The following is a 19158-nucleotide window of genomic DNA, read 5'->3' on the forward strand; positions in this document are numbered from 1 at the left end:
ATTAACGGCTGAAAGTTTAATCTCATTTTCCTTAACTTAATTATACTCATCCCTCAAACCCCTAAAATTTGCGCGATATTCTCAGCAATTCGTTCTTCTAACTCCCTCGCCTCAACATTTAAACTCTCCAATTCCTCATTCAATTCTTCCAACTTTTCAGCAAAATCAAAATCCTCCACCGGACGTTCGGCGACGCCCACATAACGCCCAGGATTCAAACTCCAACCCTGCGCCTCAATTTCCGCCCTTGTCGCCACCCGACATAACCCCGCCACATCTTGATAAGCTCCTTCTGGAAAATAAGTATCGAGTAAAATTTTACTGCCATTTTTTGTGTCCGGTGCTTCCCCTCGGTACAATCTCACAATATTAGAAATAAATTCTACCTGTTCATCCGTAAACTCGCGGTGGGCGCGGTCAATTTGTCGGTAAATGTGCCGCGCATCAATAAATAACACCTTTTCTTTGCGATGGGTTTTCGCCTTTCCTTTATCGAAAAACCACAAGGTACAAGGCAACGTTACCGTATAAAAGAAATTAGAACTAACGGCAATCATCACATCCACCGCCCCCGTTTTAATCAATTCCTGCCGAATTTCTAACTCAGAACCCCGTGCATCCGAAGCAGAATTCGCCATCACAAACCCCGCCCGTCCCGTAGGATTTAAAGCCGTATAAAATAACTGAATCCACAGATAATTCCCATTGTCTACCTTCGGTTTAGCAAACGGAAATCTAGGATCATTTTCCAATCGTTCCTTATCCACTCCATCCACATTAAACGGGGGATTTGCCATCACAAAATCAAACTGTTCTACGCAGTTGTGAATATCCTCATAATAAGTATTTCCCTGGCGAATATTCCGTAAACCCGAAACCCCATGAACCGCCAAGTTCATCTGACACAATTTAACAGTTCCTTCCGTCTTTTCCTGACCATAAACACTAATAGCAGTATTCGGGTCACGTCCTAACTTTTCCCTGACTCGCATCGCACTTTGCACAAACATTCCCCCCGCCCCACAAGCCGGGTCAAGAATCAATCCATGATACGGTTCTATTACTTCTACAATTAACTTAACCACCGAAATCGGCGTAAAAAATTCCCCGCCTTTTTGTCCTTCCTTTTGGGCAAAATTACCCAAAAAATATTGATAAATTTCCCCAAAGGCATCCTCACCAATTTCTGCTAATTTAATTCGATTAAACGTTTTTAATAACTCTCGCAGCGTTGGTTTTTCTAATCGATTATAATCTTTCAGTAAAATTCCTTTTAATTCTTCATTTTCATCTTCTATCGCTTTCATCGCTTGATTAATGGCTGTACCAATATCTTCAGCTTCCGGCAAATTCAGCAAATAATCAAACCGGGCTTTTTCTGTTAAAAATAACGCCCCTTTCGCCTGATAGTCCAGCTTTCCCACACTGCGGCGACGGGTACTCACCCCCGCTAATTCTTGTTCAACCAAACTGAATTTATAATCCGCATAACGTAAGAAAATCAGCCCCAATACGGGTACAGAATATTCCGAGGGTTTGAGTTTGGAATTCGCCCGCAGTTCATCGGCGGCTTCCCAAAGACGTTTTTCGAGTTCGGTATAATTAGCAGGCATTTATCAATCGTTAATCGTACAATTATTGTATAGCGCTACGCGCAAGGGAACAGGGAACAGTAAGAATTGAAAGGGTTTTATGGAACATATCAATTATCGAGATACAGGTTTAACCTGTTCTAAAAATTGTTGTAATTCCTCCCCTTCAATGACTTCTGTTTTCAATACTTTGCCAGCAATTTCATCTAATAATTCTCGGTTGTAATTCAAAATTGCTAACGCTTTTTGATGAGCATTATTAACAATATCTTTCACCTCATCATCAATGGCTTCTGCGGTTTTTTCACTCATGGGACGGCGAAGATTAGCATCAGCATTACCTAAAAAATTATTCTGTTTGGCTTTTTCATAAGCTAAGGGTCCCAAGGCTTTACTCATGCCATAATTAAGTACCATTCTTTCGGCTAATTCCGTAGCCCGTTGTAGGTCATCCGATGCGCCATTGGTAACAGTTCCAAAGATTAATTCTTCAGCAGCCCGTCCCCCTAATAGCATGGCAATTTGTTCGCGGAATTCCAGTTCATCCATTAAAAAACGGTCTTCCGTTGGCATTCTTAAGGTATATCCTAACGCGGACATTCCCCTGGGTACAATGGAAATTTTAGTCACTTTTCCCCCTCCCGGCATTAACGCCCCGACTATCGCATGACCAACTTCATGATAGGCGACAATTTTCTTCTCTTTTTCATTCAACACACGGCTGCGTTTTTCTAACCCAGCAACCACCCGTTCAATGGCTTCATAAAAATCCTCTTGCTTCACCGTTTTTCGTTGATTTCTAGCCGCTAATAAAGCAGCTTCATTGACTAAATTCGCTAATTCTGCCCCCCCAAAACCTGGGGTTCTTGTGGCAACAGCGTGTAAATCAACATCCGTTTCTAATTTAACTTTTTTAACGTAAATATCTAAAACGGCTTTGCGTCCGGCTAAGTCGGGTCTGTCTACTAAAACCTGTCTATCAAAGCGCCCAGGACGTAATAATGCCGCGTCTAAAGCTTCGGGACGGTTAGTTGCGGCTAAGACAATTACCGTTGCATCTCCCACTCCAAACCCATCCATTTCTGTTAATAATTGGTTCAGGGTTTGTTCTCGTTCATCACTACTGCCACTTTGGAAACTGCCACTACTTCTGGATTTACCAATGGCATCTAATTCATCAATAAAAATAATACAAGGAGCTTTCTTTTTCGCCTGTTCAAATAAGTCTCGAACTCTCGCCGCACCCGTTCCCACAAATAACTCAATAAATTCCGAACCAGATATACTAAAAAAGGGAACTCCGGCTTCTCCGGCTACGGCTTTTGCTAATAGAGTTTTTCCGGTTCCGGGGGGGCCGACTAATAACACACCTTTGGGAATTTTAGCTCCAATTTCCGTAAACCGTTGGGGATTTTTTAAGAAATCCACAATTTCTGCTAATTCGGTTTTGGCTTCGTCTACTCCGGCGACATCTGCAAAGGTAATATTATCCGTTTGACCTTTAACATAAACTTTAGCTTTACTTTTATTAATGGATAATGATCCTTGGGGATCTCGTTTCATGAAATATTGAAACGCCACGACTAAAATTAAAGGGGGAATCACCCAATTTAAAATAACACTTAACCAACTTTGTTTCGGGGGTGGAGAAGCGGCAAATTCAACTCCTTTGGCTTCTAAACGTTTGGGAAGTTCTAAATCAAAAATCGGGGTGGTGGATAAGATGCTTTCAGGTTGATTATTGTCTGCTTTGATTTGGTAAAGGATTTCGTTTTCTCCGACTAAAACTTTGGAGACTTTACCATCTTCAATTTGTTGGATAAAAAAACTATAGGGAACTTTAGGAAAACGAGGACGAGTCAGTTGAGGAAACAACCAATTTCCGATTAAAATCACCCCGGCTGAGATTAATAAAATCTGGGCAACTTTTTGAGAACTGGGTAATTTAGGTCTTTTTTTAATCTTCATAAAATTTTACTCTGGTTTGCTCTGGTTGGCTTTGATTTTCTCTCATACCAGCCTAGTAAGTTGTTAAGCAGCACGCCCTTTTGATTTTTTATACCTGCATTATAGAAATAATAGCATCATCTGGATAGCTTTTCTGTCAGATGAAATCCTGAAATCGGTGCTACAGATTATAACCCTAAACCCCGCGTAGAGACGTTGTATGCAACGTCTCTACGCGGGAATGGATGCGTAGCAAACATTTAAAGATTTCATATCAGATACTCTTCAAGACTGTCGGGAGTATTGCCAACTGTGTCGCACAGCAGATATAATTCATTGGGATTGATCCATTGTGTTAGACTTTACAGATCATAATCGGTGCATAATCAGTCAATAAATCTTATTCTTAATCAGCCCCATAGATAATGAGTAATCATGTAGAATTGCCTATTTTTCTGGATGAGGTATCATTACCAGAAACCCTTCCTCCCCTAATGATAGTTGCATTTACGCGCCCCGATTTGCTGTCACAGGTTCTTCCAGCAATTAGGCAGCAATCTTTACTACCACAAAATATTATTGCCTTTGTTGATGGCCCACGGAAGGCAGATGACGAACCCTTGATTCGGCAGTGTATTGAGTTACTAAAAGCATTTTCCACATTTATACCCGTTCATATCGTCGCCAGAACAAAAAACTTAGGGTGCGACCAAAACGTAATTTCAGGTTTGACAGAGGTTTTTTCGACTTACGATTCTCTGGTATATTTAGAAGATGATACAGTTCCCAACCCTCATTTTTATGATCGGATGTGCCGACTTTTATCAGCCTATCGTGACTGCCAACAAGTGGGTTCAGTCAGCGCTTATGCCAACTTCCCTTCAGAATGTGATGAACTGTTATCAAAAGATTTTATGATATCTAACCGTTTATTTTCTTGGGGTTTTGGGACTTGGCGCGATCGCTGGAATGAACTCAATTTAGCCCATCAACCAGCACAATACAATCCGTTTGGTAGCTTTTATAAAATTCCAGCAACTAAACAGACGAAAATGACAATGATCAATCAATTTTGGCTGGAAAAAAAACAACAAACAGATTGGGTAATTACATTTACAGTAGCATCTTTATATCATCAAAAGGTACATATAATTCCGACTACTTCCTTGGTTTACAATATCGGATTTGGACATCCTGAATCTAAAACCTATAAAGGGCAAGAGGAGGCGTGGGTAAATTCAAGGTACGATGCCGAGTTTTGTCCGAATAGCTTACCCTCTAATCTTGAATTGTCTGACTGTCTAAAACTCGACCCAGAAAACGTTGAACTAGCAGAACACTTATGGAAAAATTGTATATGGCTAAGTCCATCGGCTCTAGTTTATTTGTTGCAGAAATATGGTAGCTTCAGGAGTATGATTTTATTCCTAAAAATTTTCGTAACTCGTTTGCCTGTTCTGTTGAGGCGCTGGCGCAATGGACTACCGATATAATAATCTGGGGTTCAATCAGGGTTTATTTGTCCATTCCCTATTCCCTGGTAGAACCAGGGAACGAGGCGTCGAGGCGTATGAGATCAATTATGCGATCGCGGCGGGAATTTTACCCTCATACTTAACTTGATTTAACAAATGTTGCAAATTGTCCCCTTCAATGACTTCCGTTTGTAAGATTTGTTGGGCAATTTGTTCCATTAACTCTTTATTTTGATTCAGGATATCTAGGGCAACTTCATGGGCTTGTTCAACCAATTGTTTAACCTCATCATCAATCGCTTTTGCTGTTTCATCGCTGACATAACGACGAGGATTCATCATCATATTATCGCCGAGAAAATTGTTTTGTTGACCCTTTTCATAAGCCAACGGCCCTAATACTTTACTCATCCCATAACTGGTGACCATGCGTTCAGCTAAATCCGTCGCCCGTTGTAAGTCATTTGTTGCCCCTGTGGTAATACTTCCAAACACCACTTCTTCGGCAGAACGTCCCCCTAATAAGGTGGCAATTTCGGCTTTCATTTCTTCTTCACTGAGCAAGAAACGGTCTTCGGTTGGCAGTTGTAAGGTATATCCTAATGCAGCCATTCCGCGTGGCACAATGGAGATTTTAGCCACTTTATTTTGACCAGAAACAACAGCGCCAACAATCGCGTGACCGACTTCATGATAAGCCACAATTTTCTTCTCTTTTTCATTGAGAACACGGGATTTTTTTTCTAACCCCGCAACTACCCGTTCAATGGCTTCTGCAAAGTCCGCTTGGCTGACGGTTTCCCGTTTATTTCGAGCGGCTAATAAGGCAGCTTCATTAACTAAATTGGCTAAATCTGCCCCTGCAAAACCGGGGGTACGAGTGGCGATCGCTTTTAAGTCAACATCCGTCCCAATTTTAACTTTTTTAGCATAGATTTCTAAAATTAGTAACCGACCGGATAAATCAGGACGATCCACTAAAACTTGACGATCAAATCGACCGGGACGCAGTAAGGCGGGGTCTAACGTTTCCGGGCGGTTTGTAGCCGCTAAAACGATTACCGTTGCTTGTCCGGCTGCAAACCCATCCATTTCGGTTAATAACTGGTTTAGGGTTTGTTCTCGTTCATCATTTCCCCCATACATTCCGCCACTCGACCGTGATTTTCCAATGGCATCTAATTCATCAATAAAGATAATACAAGGGGCTTTCTTTTTGGCTTGTTCAAATAAATCTCGAACCCGCGCTGCCCCTGCGCCAACGAACAATTCGACGAATTCTGAACCCGAAATGCTAAAGAATGGAACACCCGCTTCTCCGGCTACGGCTTTAGCTAATAAGGTTTTTCCGGTTCCAGGAGGGCCGACTAATAATACGCCTTTAGGAATTCTGGCTCCGATTTGTAAAAATCGTTGGGGAGTCTTAAGAAATTCCACCACTTCTTCTAATTCGGTTTTGGCTTCTTCAACCCCTGCCACATCTTTGAACGTGACTTTTGTGGCATCATTTTCCACATAAACTTTGGCTTTACTCTTACTAATGGAAAGTGCCCCTTGTGGCCCTCCAATTCCTCCCCCTCGGCTTTGTAAGAATTGTCCGACAGCCACCCAAATTCCCACAAAAATTAAGGGGGGAACTACCCAACCAATTAAACTCGAAAACCAAGTATTCTGAGGAGGTGGGGCAGCCGCAAATTCAACGCCTTTGGCTTCTAAACGTTTGGGTAAATCCATATCAAAAATCGGAGTTGTTGATAGGATTTGTCCCGGTTTTTCCTGTTCTCCTTTTACTAAATAGCGAATTTGATCTTGACTGAGATAAACTTGGGAAACTTGCCCATCTTCCACTTGTTCAATAAATAAACTATAGGGAACACGAGGAATTTGTGGCCCGAATAATCCGGGTAATGTCAGGTTAGCAATTAAGAAGATTACACCCAACCAAAATAAAATACTTCCGATGGGAAGATTTCGGGGAAATTTAGGTTTGTCTTTTACACTCATGGTATTTAATTAAAGGTTGACTCATTAAAGGCGTACAGTTTCAAATCAGAGAACGCTCATAATTTAGTTGATTTTAATGGACTTTTGGGATAAACCTCAGAAATAAATTTCCAGGGGACAGGGTAGAGATTCGGTTTAAGGTTGACAGTAATCTCTTTTGCCTCCTGTCTGCTTTCATATTGGCATAATCTCATGTTTCTATGTTCCTGTAAGGCTCTCCCCAATGATCTATAATGTTCACCATAGCGTGATTTCCCTAATCGGTGGGGTGAGGGCAGGCTCATCAAAGGATCGTTTTTTGACACTTGACAAGAGTGAACACAGGATCATCTATTGGGCATGATTGCCCGTACAATTACTGTTGTAAAAATAAACTAATTATTGGGTTTTTATTAAAAATTACATCAATTTCTTGACTTAGATTTAATTTTGTATCAAATTAGAAGATAGGATTCTGGCTAGACAGAGGAGATTAAAATGCCAACGATTAATTCAACGTGGGATGACTTAATCACCCAATGCGACGGACGATATTTAACCAATGCAGAACTCAAACCTCTGCATCAGTATGTTCAGACCTTAAATGCTCGAACTAAAACCTATGAAGTGTTGCGGGTAAAATCAGCAGGTTTAATCAAACAAGCTCTGAAGAAATTCATGCTGTCTCATCCAGAAATCATGCAAAAGCATTCCAAACGCTGTGTTTATGATATGTCGATGACGATGTGTTTGATGTCTGTTGCCTTGTTACGCGATGACCCTCACTTTTTTAAGGAATCTTTAATGCTGTGGCTGGCAAATATTTTAGCTGCCCACGAAAAAAATGTCCAGTGCCTTCAAGCTTATACCTATCTTCAAGAAAGCCTACAAGAACAATTACCTAGTGTCTGTAACCAGTTATTAAAACCCTATATGGATATTGTTTTAGAAGTGTTAGATACTCCCCCTAAACTGATGGCAAATGTTCAACGAAGTGGTGTTTAAAACGGATTGATTGTTGATTTTTTTCAGGGTGTTCCTTCGTTCCCAGCCACAGGAATGATATTTTCAATCCTCATACAATAGCAGGTAAATTCAGGCTGATTTGGAATATTAATGCACACAGGAGTTTAATTTATTTATGACGTTAACTCAACCTGTAACGACTCGTCATGACGCTTCCCCGGAAGAACGAGAATTTGTTTTAAAACAGATTTATCAACAAGTTTTAGAACGGCAATTATATGAGTCTGAACGGAAACAATTAGTTGATTTAGAAAAAGATTTTATCAAAGGAAAAATAGGGATTCGTCATTTCTTAAAAAGTTTAGCAGTTCGTCCGATTTATTTAGAGCTTTTTTATGAAAATAGCTCTAATATGAAATTTATTGAAAATGCCTGTAAACATTTTTTAGGACGAGCCCCCAAAAATAATGAAGAACTACATGAATGGGATGATATTTTAGTTCGTCATGGGGTTGGTGCCCTGGTTTCAGAGTTGGTTGATTCTGAAGAATATCGGAAATCCTTTGGTTATTTTACCATCCCCTACTGGCATGAACACCGTTTTGAATCCGCAGGTGAATATATCGAAAATGAAAAGCTCGGTCATGAACACGCCGGACAAAGAGGGTGGGCAATTCCGACCCATTATCAACATGAATTACACATCGACTGTGATGGTGGAACCTGTGTTCGAGAGGAGGATAAATCTAAAGTTCAAGAGGTACCACCTATTGAGGAGGTTTTAGATTTATCCACCGATACCAAAATGACACCTAAGCATATTCAACGGCTATCTCTGTGTGTCAAAGAAATTACAGAAATTCTGTCATTATATCCTCAACCTGTCACTCCCAAAGAGATTGAAACTGACCTTCAACAAAAGGTCTTGGAGTATGTTAGTATCACTAACGCTAATTTACTCTTTAAAAATTAACAATAGGGTGGGTTTTAGCCCACCTTGGATGATGATTAAAATTCTGCAACTAGCGATCGCATCCATTTAATCAGATTTTCAATATTTGCTAGGGGTTGAGTCAATTGAAAATAGGCCTACTTATTTAGGACTGTTATATAATTAATATATTGTTTTGTTTTTGGATATTATGCAAATCAATAAATATCTCCATGCTGCTATTTTAGTGTCTAATTTAGAAAAATCTGAACAATTTTATAGTCAAGTGTTAAGCTTAGAAAAAGTTGAACGTCCGTTAAATTTTCCGGGTATTTGGTATCAAATTGGTGAGTTTCAAATTCATTTAATTCAAGCTGAAACTGTAATTAACGATCAAGTTAATAATCAGAAATGGGGACGAAATCGACATTTGGCTTTTGCTGTTGAAGATTTAGAAACTGCGAAACAACAGTTAATGACTTATAATTGTTCTTTTCAAATGAGTGCTTCCGGTCGTGCTGCCTTGTTTACACAAGATCCTGATGGTAATATAATTGAATTAAATGAAGCATGAAAATTATTGCTTATTGTTATACTGATCCGTTGTTTGAACAACCCCCAGATCGGATAATTTGGGGATGGGAAGTGGATCGGGTTTATCAAGATTTAGGCGAAAGAGAAGAACTAGAACAATTATTGAAAGATTGTGATTTAGAACCCCCAGAATATTTATTAATTCGACGGTTAGAAGAGTTAGGAGATTCTGTTTTAGAAGTGAGCGATCGCTTACAAAAATTAGAATCATTTCAAATTAATATTATTGCAATAGAATCCGATTTTAACACCTCTGAAACTCCTATTAATCGGAGTGATTTAATGCAATTATTGATAGAAATTCAAAATCGCCAACGGAGTCGCCGCATTCGTCAAGGACACGCTAAAAATCGAATTAAAACCTTACCTCCACCGGGTAAAGCACCTTACGGATATCGACGGGGAAAAGACCGTTATATTTTAGATCGCAGCGTTTCTCCGATTGTTAAAGAGTTTTTTGAGCGGTTTTTAATTTATGGGTCTTTGCGAGGTGCGGTGCGCTATTTAGAAAAACGATATGGTAAAAAAATATCTGTCACAACGGGACGACGATGGTTAACAAACCCGGTTTATCGAGGGGATTTAGAATATCAAAATGGGGAGATTATTTCTAATACCCATATTCCGATTATTTCACGGGATGAAGCCGCCCAGATAGATCGATTATTACGCCGAAATCAACGCCTTCCCCCCCGAACTGCGAGTGCGCCGCGTTCTTTAGCAGGGTTAGTTGTTTGTGGAGAATGTCAATCTTCCCTGACGGTTTCACGAGTTACAACCTATCGTAAAGATCAAGAATATTTGTATTTACGTCCTACAAATTGTCCGCGAAATCCTAAGTGCAAAGCCTTATCTTATCAAACAGGATTAGAGTTAACGATTGAACGAATTTGTCAAGATTTACCAGAGGCGGTTTCTAGTTTAAATTTACCGGATTTACAAATTGTTAAACAAGGTATGATTCAGGAGATTAACCAAAAACAGGAGATTTTGTTACAAATTCCTGATTTATTAACTGCGGGAATATTAGATTTAGAAACAGCAGAGTTAAGAACTTATAAATTGCGGACAGAAATTTCTCAATTACAAGGAAAGTTAGCCCAACTTCCCCCCGTTAATTTAAAAGAAACAGCACAAGCCGTTTGTATTCCACAGTTTTGGCTAGATTTATCCGAACCTGAACGACGGTTTTATTTTCGAGAATTTATTCACCAAATTGAGATTATTCGAGATGGGGATAATTGGGAGTTAAAGCTAATCTTTATTTTTTAATTTATACTTTAACACAATATTGATTCCGACCTTTTTGTTTTGCTTCATAAAGGGCTTGATCAGCAATTTCTAATAACTCTTCAGGAGAGGTATTCGGTTGAGGAATTCCATAAGAAATCCCGATACTGACCGTTACAATAGAACTCACCCTTGAATACTCATGATTAATTTTAAGCCGTTGGACTTCTTGATGAATGGTTTTTGCGACTTTAAGTGCTCCTTGTAAATCCGTATTGGGAAGAATAATGGCAAATTCTTCTCCACCATAGCGAGCTACTAAATCTGTAGAATTATTAATAGATCGATCTAAGGCTTGGGCGACTAATTTCAAGCAAATATCTCCGGCGGGATGTCCATAATGATCATTATAATTTTTAAAATAATCTAAATCACAAACCAGTAAAGCTAAGGGTTGCTGTTCTTCGATCATTTGTTTCCAAACTTGATCAAAATATTCATCAAAATGTCGGCGGTTAGCTAAACTGGTTAAACTATCACAAGAGGCTAAATTTTGCAATTGACGGTTCACAGTTTGTAAATTTTCCTCAGCTTTTTTACGGGTTTTAATTTCATTTTGTAATTGATTATTTTGTTGTAATAATTTTTGATTTTGTGTCATTAATTGTTGTTTTAACAGACAAATTGTTAACTGATTTTTGACCCGTGCCAAGACTTCATCAACTTTGAACGGTTTCGTGATATAGTCTACCCCTCCTACAGAAAACGCTTTTATAATATCTTCAACTTGATTCAGCGCACTAATAAAAATAATAGGAATTTCATAGGTGTCTGGAGAGGATTTTAGCTGATTACATAACTCATATCCTGTGACCTGGGGCATTCTAATATCGAGTAAAATTAAATCGGGTTTTAAAGCGGTAATCGCGATCATTGCCATGTCAGCATTTAAGGCTTTGCGGACATAATATCCCTGTTGAGTTAACAACGCTGACAAAACCCGAATATTATCCGGTTCATCATCGATGATGAGTAAATTTCCCTGAGTTGAAAAAGTTTCATCTGGGTTCATAATTTACCATTGGGGAGTTAATGAAAGCAATTTAATTAATTCTTCTCCGGGTAACGGTTTAGAAAATAAATATCCCTGCCCAAATCCACAATTTAATTCTTTAAGGATGGCTAATTGTTCAGGTAATTCAATCCCTTCAGCAACCACACTCATATTCATGGTTTTAGCTAAACTAATAATCACAGGAATTAAGCCAACATTTTCCGATTCTAAGTTAAGACGTTGAACAAAGGATTTATCGACTTTTAGGGTGTCAACCGGAAAAGAATGGAGATAACTCAGGGAAGAATAACCCGTTCCAAAATCATCAATACTAATTAAAATATGACGTTTTCTGAGTTCTTTGAGAATGATAGCTACATCCTTATCATTCTCCATAATCGCACTTTCGGTAATTTCCAATTTTAAACAATCAGGATCAAGTTGACTTTGTTCTAAAACTTGATCAATTTGTTCTAATAAATTGGGTTGAGCAAACTGTTTAACGGATAAATTAACACTAACAAATAAACTAGAATCCACTAAATTTTGTTTTTGCCAAGTTTGCAGTTGATGACAGGCTTCAAATAAAACCCAATAGCCAATGGGAGTAATTAAACCCGTTTCTTCAGCAATGGGAATAAAGAGACCAGGTGGAACTAAACCCCGTTCAGGATGACGCCATCGAACTAAGGCTTCAAATCCAGCAATTTTTCCGCTATTCAAATCGACAATTGGTTGATAATGAACGACTAACTCTTGCTGTTCCAGACCCCGACGTAAATCGGTTTCTAACTGTAATCGCTCTAAAGCAGCGGCGTGCATCACCGGATCAAAGATATGATATTGTCCTTTTCCTAATGCTTTAGCTCGATACATAGCTGTGTCTGCATCACGCAGTAAATGTTCCGGTTCATTATAGTCTGAATGACCGATTACAATCCCAATACTGGCATTAATAAAAACTTCATGTCGTTCTAAATGAAAAGGTTTAGAAAAAGAGTCTAAAATCTGATCGGCTAATTCAATAACATGAGGAAAGTCGGGAATTTCTGTTAATAAAATTGCAAATTCATCTCCTCCTAGACGGGCTAATGTATTCTGGGGTTTAATATAACTGTTAAATCGAGAACATCATCCAAAGCACTTAAAAAGATTACTGGAATTTCTGCGGTTTTAGCATTAGCTTTGAGATTCTGACAAACCTCATAACCATCCATTTCTGGCATCATAATATCCAGCAGAATTAAATCAGGAGCAACGGTTTGAGCCGCCGTTAATGCCATCGCACCATTTAAAGCTTTGCGTACATTGTATCCTTGACGAGTGAGCATTCGGGACAATAAATGGAGGTTGTCCGGTGTATCATCAACGATGAGAATATCTTCAGTTTTTGTTAAATCCAGGTTGTAATGATTCATTTCAATTGGAAACAGATAAAATGGGGTACGGATTGAGGTCATTCCCAATCACTACAGGTTGGAATAAAGACCCACTCTGATTGTTTATTGGTGTACTGGGTAAAGTTTCTCTGGGGATGCTGGTATTGGGTAAAGTGGCTTACCTCATTAAACCGAACTGTGTCAATTCTATAAAATACAAGCCATAATTATAACATTTTGTTAGAGCTTTACTCAATTCCTGTTGGTTTTATGCCCTGAATATTTGTGTCAAGGTTTTTGAAAAAAATTAAAGCGGAAGGGGCTCTTGTTGCTGTTCTTTTTTCAGATCTTGTTGTTTAATTTTAGGCAATTTGAATAGGACACCCACTAAAAACCAATAATAAACAGCCACTGGATCGGTATCGAGAGGATACCAATAGGGATTATAGCTAATTAAAGCAATAAAAATCCAAAATGTAATTCCATAACCCCATAAACTATGATCGATTAATTGATGATAGGATTTAAACCCTAAAATCGTAATTGTTGTCACCAGGAATAAAAAAGCGGCAACTCCAAAGGGGCCAATTTCATAGTACAACTTAGGATAATAAGCTTCAATTAATCGTGTTTTTCCTAATCCTCTGGCTGCGGTTGTTGCTTGTCCTAAACCATTGCCTAAAAAACCGCGATGGGCTTTCAAACTCAAATTCGTTTGTTTCGTTAAAAACACTGCCGGGGGATCAGCATTCCAACGTCCAATCAAGCTATCAACTCGTTCAGACATGACCTCTGGTGCGAAAATTGATGTGGCGAGAATTAAAGCCACCATCCCTACAACAATCACTAATAAGCGCTTAACCCGTGAGATATGACTGGTCGCCACTAGCAACAAAATCACAATGGATGGAACCGCTAACAAAGCTGTTCTTTGACCAGAAATAATGGCATTGAGCATCACTAACGATAACGCCGCTAAACCCGTTAAACGCCACTTCAATTTTGGGTCACTAAAGGCCGTTGCAAAACCAAAAAATGTGCTGGATACTAAAAACCAAGACCAATGCCAAGGCGCGACAAAGGTTCCGGGTAAACGAATAAAGTTTTCCGATGGGTAATATCCTAATGCGCCTCCCACAAAACACTTACGCTGCACATTTGCCCTCAATAATAAATGTTCTGGTAAACCGCTATTATCCGAACAATACCCCGTTATTATTAATATAAATTGAATGAATCCTAAAATGCAACAAATGACGATTAAAATAATTTGCAAACGAGAAAAAAATTGCAGTTCTTTGCGAGTCCGAATCAAATAATAGGCTCCGGTAATCAGAGGAATATATCCCAGTAAAACTTTTAAGCCGAAGAGTCCCACGGCAAACGGTTGGTTATCGACCGTGGCGTGTCGTTGTTGAACACCATTAACAGCAAAGAGGGTAACAATAGCAATCGTGAACAAAATTAACAGGGGAATTCTAAGTTGAGGCGGAACAATAAGCGGTAACTTTTTTTTTCTTAATTCAACAATTAAACCGATTAAAGCCGGGATATAAAACCCATCTTTTGCTAAATGGAAAATAAAATGATCGTTGCCAACCCAATAAGAAATTGTCCCCGCAAAGGGTAAATAAATTAAAAAAGCCCATAACCCTTGACGGGGATATCGATAACATAAAACCAGAATCATTAGAGCAATACTGCTAAAGATTGTGGTATTTACAGAAACCCCATTCGCAAATAGCAAGAGTCCCATCAATAAAGCGACACTAGCGACTATTGCTAAGAACCGCCAGAAATTGGGTTTCTTAGGGGAAGGCGGTTCAAGATCAATCACCGGGTATTCAAAACCGTTAAGATCAGGGTCGGGATGACTCTGGTGTTCTGATTGTTGGGGTTGACCAGGAAAGTTGGACATTAGAATATGATTATTGCCAACGTTGAGGAATATTGACTTCCCAAAGTTCCTGTACACGCTGTTGTTGAGGAGAGGGAAGTCGTTCAAAGGCTTGCATAATTTCCCAATGAGTATAATTAACAATCAAAGCTGTCAATTCACCCAAAGTTTCAGCTTGTAATAAAGCCGATTGCAACAATTGATGCTCGATGAGGTCGAAGTTAAGGGTTTGTTCTGAAGATAAAAGTTCGATTGCCATCGTGTTCCAAAAAACAGAGCGTTACCAACTGTTGAGAAAATAAATAATCTGAATTTCTACAGGCTGGAAAGGATTATTCCCACTATAGCACCCCCAAGAAGAGTAAATGTTACTAGGGAACTGATGGCAAACCCCAGCATCCGTTTCTCAGCCACTTGGTAATATCCCCAAGCATATAAAATTCGTCCGATGACCCAAACTGCACCTAAACCAGCAGCCCAAATTGGACTCACCCATTCCGAAAACAACCACAGCGTCGGGAGAAACAAAACCAATTGTTCGAGGGTGTTCTGTTGGACGCGCACCACTCGCTCAAAATTCTCGTCTCCGTTCATTTGAGGGGGCATAATTTTGTACTTGATTCGGGCACGCCCCACATTAATCGTCACAGCTAAATATAGCAGCAACGCACAAGCGGTTACTAAACTAGGCCACATTGACATAACCAGAAAGTCCCTACAGTAAATCTATCTTTTCCTATCCTACCCTCAACAACCCAGGGTCAACCGCGCAGCACCCCAGAGCCAACCGAGGTCAACTTGTGATCTCAATCACTTTTAAACTTCCCAGTCAGTCACAGGAAATCTTCCTTCCCTGTCACGCCAAAGCTTTTGAACTATCACGGCTTCATCCAAGCGCTATCACTGTCATCTTTAACCAAACATTAGATAGTTAACTCAGTCCGACGTAATGGATTAGGTCAAAATGCTGAACTTAAATTTCTCAGGTTGCACGCCCGTGATGAATCAAAATCAATTAAAGCCCTATATAGCACTTCCAAATGAGTTATAATAAATGTAAGGTTAGCAATAATCCCCCAAAGCTGGCAACGGAAAATGAATATAATCGACGAAATAGACGATTTTATCAATCAGACAAAAGATCCTAGAGAAATTAAAAGAGCGATCGCTGTCAAACTCAAATTACAAGGTAAAGCCTACCGGGAAATTCAAGACTTATTACAAGTTTCTCAAGGATTTATTAGCCAATGGAAAAATCGGGTGCTTGTGGAAGGAGTAGACAGTTTAAAACTTCAATATAAAGGAAGGAAAGGTTATCTAAGCCCTGAAGACAAACAGAAAATTATTGAAGAATTAAGGGAAAGAGATTGGTTAAGATTGTCTGATTTACAAGTTTTGTTAGAAAGGGAGTATGGAGTCGTGTTTCAATCCCATCAAAGTTATTATAGCTTGCTGGAAGAGGCTCGCATCAGTTGGAAAAAAAGCCAAAAAAAGAATCCGGCTAAAAATGAGCAGTTAGTCCAAGAGAAAAAGGAAGAAATTGAAAAAAAGTTAGCGAGTTGGAAAGAGGAAATAGGGGCGGGAAAGCTGACAGTGTTTATGATTGATGAATGTCATCTTCTTTGGGGAGATATTTTAGGGTATGTTTGGGGAAGGACGGATCGAAGAATAGAAATTCCCATCAAAAATCAAAAAGAAAGGCAAACTTATTATGGAGCTTTAGATTACCAAACGAAAGAATTTATTATCAAAGGTTATGCGGCGGGCAATACAGAAAATACCGTAGACTTTCTCCAGTATTTACAACAGCAAAATCCGGGGAAAAGGTTGGCTATAGTCTGGGACAATGCCACTTATCATTGTTCTCAAAACTTTCGAGATTACTTAACTCAAGTTAATCAAAATTTATCGGAAGAAGAATGGCGGATTACTTGTGTAAATTTTGCTCCTAATGCGCCGGAGCAAAATCCGGTTGAAGATATTTGGTTACAAACCAAAAATTTCGTGAGAAAATTCTATCATTTATGCCCATCTTTTAAAGTAGTTAAGTGGCTATTTGAGTTTTTTGCTCAGGGGCAAATTTTTGATTTTCCCAAGCTTTTTATGTACGGGATTTTGCCACAACCTATTTAGGATTGCTATATATGATTATTATTATAGAAGAAACCCATCCCTTAAATTTTAGATCATTTGTTAAATTATTGAACCAACTGCACTTAAGTTTTGTGATTGCGCCTCATCCAGATAGTGCGATTTTTCATGCAGAATATACGAATCCAGACGTTATTCTGATTCCCTTTGACCCCAACCAAGCTAATCCCCAAGAAACCTATCACAAGTTGAAGCAAGCTAAAATCACTGAAAATGTTCCGGTGTTATGGATGAATAGTTATTCTGACTTGAATGTACAATATCTAACGTCCTTTACCTCAACCCTTGAGGCGAATAATCCCTTGACAGCCTCGAATTTTTCCTTTGGTGATTTACCGATTGATACAACGATTAAAAGTCTCAAAAATCAAATTGAAATGCAGCAAAAATTATTAATTAAATTACAAGCTGAAAACCAACACCTGAAACGTCTAGCTTCTTTAGATGATTTAACTCAAGTAGCCAATCGTCGTCAATTTTATAGCTACTTACAAGAACAATGGCAATCCTGCCAAGAAGACTATCTTTCCATGATCTTATGTGATGTGGATTTTTTCAAACTTTATAATGATACTTACGGTCATTTAGCCGGGGATTATTGTTTACAACAAATAGCCCAGGCTATTGAAACGGCAGTTCGTAGAGTTAGGGAACCAGAACCCTATTTAGTCGCCCGTTATGGGGGAGAAGAATTTGCTGTAATTTTACCCTATTTAGATCAAGAAAATGCGCGTAAAGTTGCTGAAGAAATTCAACTGCAAATTCGATATTTAAAAATTCCCCATCGTTCCTCTCCCATCCGTTCTTATATTACCAGTAGTTTAGGGGTTGCCTGTTCTATTCCCGGAGAAGAATCCCATTTACAAGAGTTGATTAGTGCGGCAGACAAAGCCATGTATCACGCCAAGTCAGAAGGACGAGATCAAGTTAAAGTCGCTTCAGATATTCTCTAAATATTCAAAAATAGAATAAAAATATACCTTTAAATTGGTTAAAAATATATTTTTAATCGATTCTATTTTTGAATCTCATTTAGAGAATAATTTTTATTAAATCACCTAAAATTTTTATCGCTTGCTCCAGTTTCTATAACCTAGGTAAAATATAGAATCAAAGGGCTGCATTCAATAGACTCAAAAAAGCTACGATAGGGCCTATCGGAAGTTGGTCGCCAGACCTAAACACTTTTGGGGAGATACAACCTCTATCTGGGTTGGTTGTCATACCTGCTTAGATAAGTTGAGTCCGTGAACCAAGAATCTCCGCCCTTTTAGGGTGAGGAAGTGTCAACCTACCTATGATATTATTGTGCAAAACTTTAAATCGCGATGAATCGTTGTATTGTGATGTCTTCTGGGTTGAAAAAAGCACTTCTGACTCACCTATCCCGTAATCAGCGTTGGTTGTCAGTGGTGGCAACGGTGAGTTTATTTCCGTTGTTTGTCCCCGTTGCTCCGGCATCTGCTTTTCCGTCTTTTGTGCAAATTCGGCGACAAGACTATAGAAACTGTACTCAACAGTTAACTAACGCTGGTCTGTCCGTTGAATTGGCAACTCAAGGCTGTTCAATGGCAGCTAGGCCGAGAAATATGGGGTATTGTGTCACACAAATGCAAAAAAATGTTGCCGCCCTACCTGTAGAACAAATTTTATCAGGTTGTTTGCAAGTTCGGCGTCCCGATGAATTAGCCAATTGTGTGGTCAATATTAGCAGCAATACTAACTCATCCGACCCCTTGAATATTCTTGATAGTTGTCGTCGGAGTGTATTACCTGAAAAGTTGTCTTTTTGTGTTGTGGGCTTGATTCAAGCTAATACAAATTTAGGCGTTGATCAAGTTTTAAAAACTTGTTTAACTCCCCCTGAAAATGTTGTGGAGTTGCAAAAAGACAATTCCATTCAGTTAAAATTAGATACACCCTCTCAAAAACAATAAATTAACTGAATTTCAAGTGTCT

15 protein-coding genes and 1 pseudogene are annotated in these 19158 nt (G+C 39.0%); 8 read left to right on the plus strand and 8 right to left on the minus strand.

The annotated features are described in order from the left end of the window. Nucleotides 1-53: 53 nt before the first annotated feature. Nucleotides 54-1613, minus strand: coding sequence for a type I restriction-modification system subunit M (locus tag NMK36_RS14205; RefSeq protein ID WP_254174009.1), 1560 nt, complete (start codon nt 1611-1613; stop codon nt 54-56). A 93-nt stretch (nt 1614-1706) separates the two neighbouring features. Beyond that, nucleotides 1707-3560, minus strand: coding sequence for an ATP-dependent zinc metalloprotease FtsH (gene ftsH, locus NMK36_RS14210; RefSeq protein WP_254174010.1), 1854 nt, complete (start codon nt 3558-3560; stop codon nt 1707-1709). A 404-nt stretch (nt 3561-3964) separates the two neighbouring features. On the opposite strand from ftsH, the gene NMK36_RS14215 reads away from it, so the two are divergent. Then, a complete protein-coding gene (locus NMK36_RS14215) occupies nt 3965-5032 on the plus strand; it encodes a sugar transferase (protein ID WP_254174011.1) in 1068 nt (355 codons plus the stop codon). Nucleotides 5033-5119: 87 nt separating this feature from the next. On the opposite strand, the gene ftsH4 is transcribed toward NMK36_RS14215, so the two are convergent. Beyond that, nucleotides 5120-7018 carry an ATP-dependent zinc metalloprotease FtsH4 gene (gene ftsH4, locus NMK36_RS14220; protein ID WP_254174012.1) on the minus strand — a complete coding sequence of 633 codons (1899 nt, stop codon included), beginning with the start codon at nt 7016-7018 and terminating at the stop codon, nt 5120-5122. Between the two features lie 477 nt (nt 7019-7495). On the opposite strand from ftsH4, the gene NMK36_RS14225 reads away from it, so the two are divergent. The 4 genes from NMK36_RS14225 (at nt 7496) to NMK36_RS14240 (ending at nt 10760) form a co-directional block, all read left to right on the plus strand. After that, nucleotides 7496-8002, plus strand: coding sequence for a phycobilisome protein (locus NMK36_RS14225; protein WP_072720660.1), 507 nt, complete (start codon nt 7496-7498; stop codon nt 8000-8002). 136 nt (nt 8003-8138) lie between these two features. Further along, nucleotides 8139-8936 (plus strand): phycobilisome rod-core linker polypeptide, encoded by a 798-nt coding sequence (locus NMK36_RS14230; protein ID WP_072720661.1) that lies wholly within the window; start codon nt 8139-8141, stop codon nt 8934-8936. Between the two features lie 169 nt (nt 8937-9105). Continuing rightward, nucleotides 9106-9468 (plus strand): VOC family protein, encoded by a 363-nt coding sequence (locus NMK36_RS14235; RefSeq protein ID WP_072720662.1) that lies wholly within the window; start codon nt 9106-9108, stop codon nt 9466-9468. Continuing rightward, on the plus strand, nt 9465-10760 hold the full coding sequence (locus NMK36_RS14240) for a recombinase family protein (RefSeq protein WP_072720663.1): 1296 nt from the start codon (nt 9465-9467) through the stop codon (nt 10758-10760). Before NMK36_RS14235 ends, NMK36_RS14240 begins: the two co-directional genes overlap by 4 nt. A 1-nt stretch (nt 10761) precedes the next feature. Here the strand turns inward: NMK36_RS14240 and NMK36_RS14245 are convergent, their stop codons facing one another. The 5 genes and pseudogenes from NMK36_RS14245 to NMK36_RS14265 all read right to left on the minus strand — a co-directional run bounded on the left by NMK36_RS14245 (nt 10762) and on the right by NMK36_RS14265 (nt 15750). Then, nucleotides 10762-11790 carry a GGDEF domain-containing response regulator gene (locus NMK36_RS14245; protein WP_254174013.1) on the minus strand — a complete coding sequence of 343 codons (1029 nt, stop codon included), beginning with the start codon at nt 11788-11790 and terminating at the stop codon, nt 10762-10764. Between the two features lie 3 nt (nt 11791-11793). After that, nucleotides 11794-13190 (minus strand): annotated as a pseudogene (locus NMK36_RS14250) (GGDEF/EAL domain-containing response regulator). Nucleotides 13191-13458: 268 nt separating this feature from the next. After that, the gene (gene hpsL, locus NMK36_RS14255) at nt 13459-15069 is read right to left on the minus strand and encodes a hormogonium polysaccharide biosynthesis protein HpsL (RefSeq protein WP_072720665.1); all 1611 of its coding nucleotides are present in this window, start codon (nt 15067-15069) and stop codon (nt 13459-13461) included. Between the two features lie 10 nt (nt 15070-15079). Continuing rightward, complete coding sequence (locus tag NMK36_RS14260; RefSeq protein ID WP_072720666.1) at nt 15080-15307, minus strand: hypothetical protein; 228 nt, start codon at nt 15305-15307, stop codon at nt 15080-15082. 56 nt (nt 15308-15363) lie between these two features. After that, nucleotides 15364-15750 (minus strand): MAPEG family protein, encoded by a 387-nt coding sequence (locus tag NMK36_RS14265; RefSeq protein WP_072720667.1) that lies wholly within the window; start codon nt 15748-15750, stop codon nt 15364-15366. Between the two features lie 393 nt (nt 15751-16143). On the opposite strand from NMK36_RS14265, the gene NMK36_RS14270 reads away from it, so the two are divergent. From NMK36_RS14270 to NMK36_RS14280, 3 genes are all read left to right on the plus strand, one after another. Further along, nucleotides 16144-17181 carry an IS630 family transposase gene (locus NMK36_RS14270; protein ID WP_072718165.1) on the plus strand — a complete coding sequence of 346 codons (1038 nt, stop codon included), beginning with the start codon at nt 16144-16146 and terminating at the stop codon, nt 17179-17181. 11 nt (nt 17182-17192) lie between these two features. Then, nucleotides 17193-18152 (plus strand): GGDEF domain-containing protein, encoded by a 960-nt coding sequence (locus NMK36_RS14275; protein ID WP_254174014.1) that lies wholly within the window; start codon nt 17193-17195, stop codon nt 18150-18152. A gap of 375 nt (nt 18153-18527) precedes the next feature. Further along, nucleotides 18528-19136 carry a hypothetical protein gene (locus NMK36_RS14280; RefSeq protein ID WP_083580113.1) on the plus strand — a complete coding sequence of 203 codons (609 nt, stop codon included), beginning with the start codon at nt 18528-18530 and terminating at the stop codon, nt 19134-19136. The last annotated feature ends 22 nt before the right edge of the window (nt 19137-19158 follow it).

Source organism: Planktothrix pseudagardhii (genome assembly GCF_904830925.1).
GTDB classification, from domain to species: domain Bacteria; phylum Cyanobacteriota; class Cyanobacteriia; order Cyanobacteriales; family Microcoleaceae; genus Planktothrix; species Planktothrix tepida.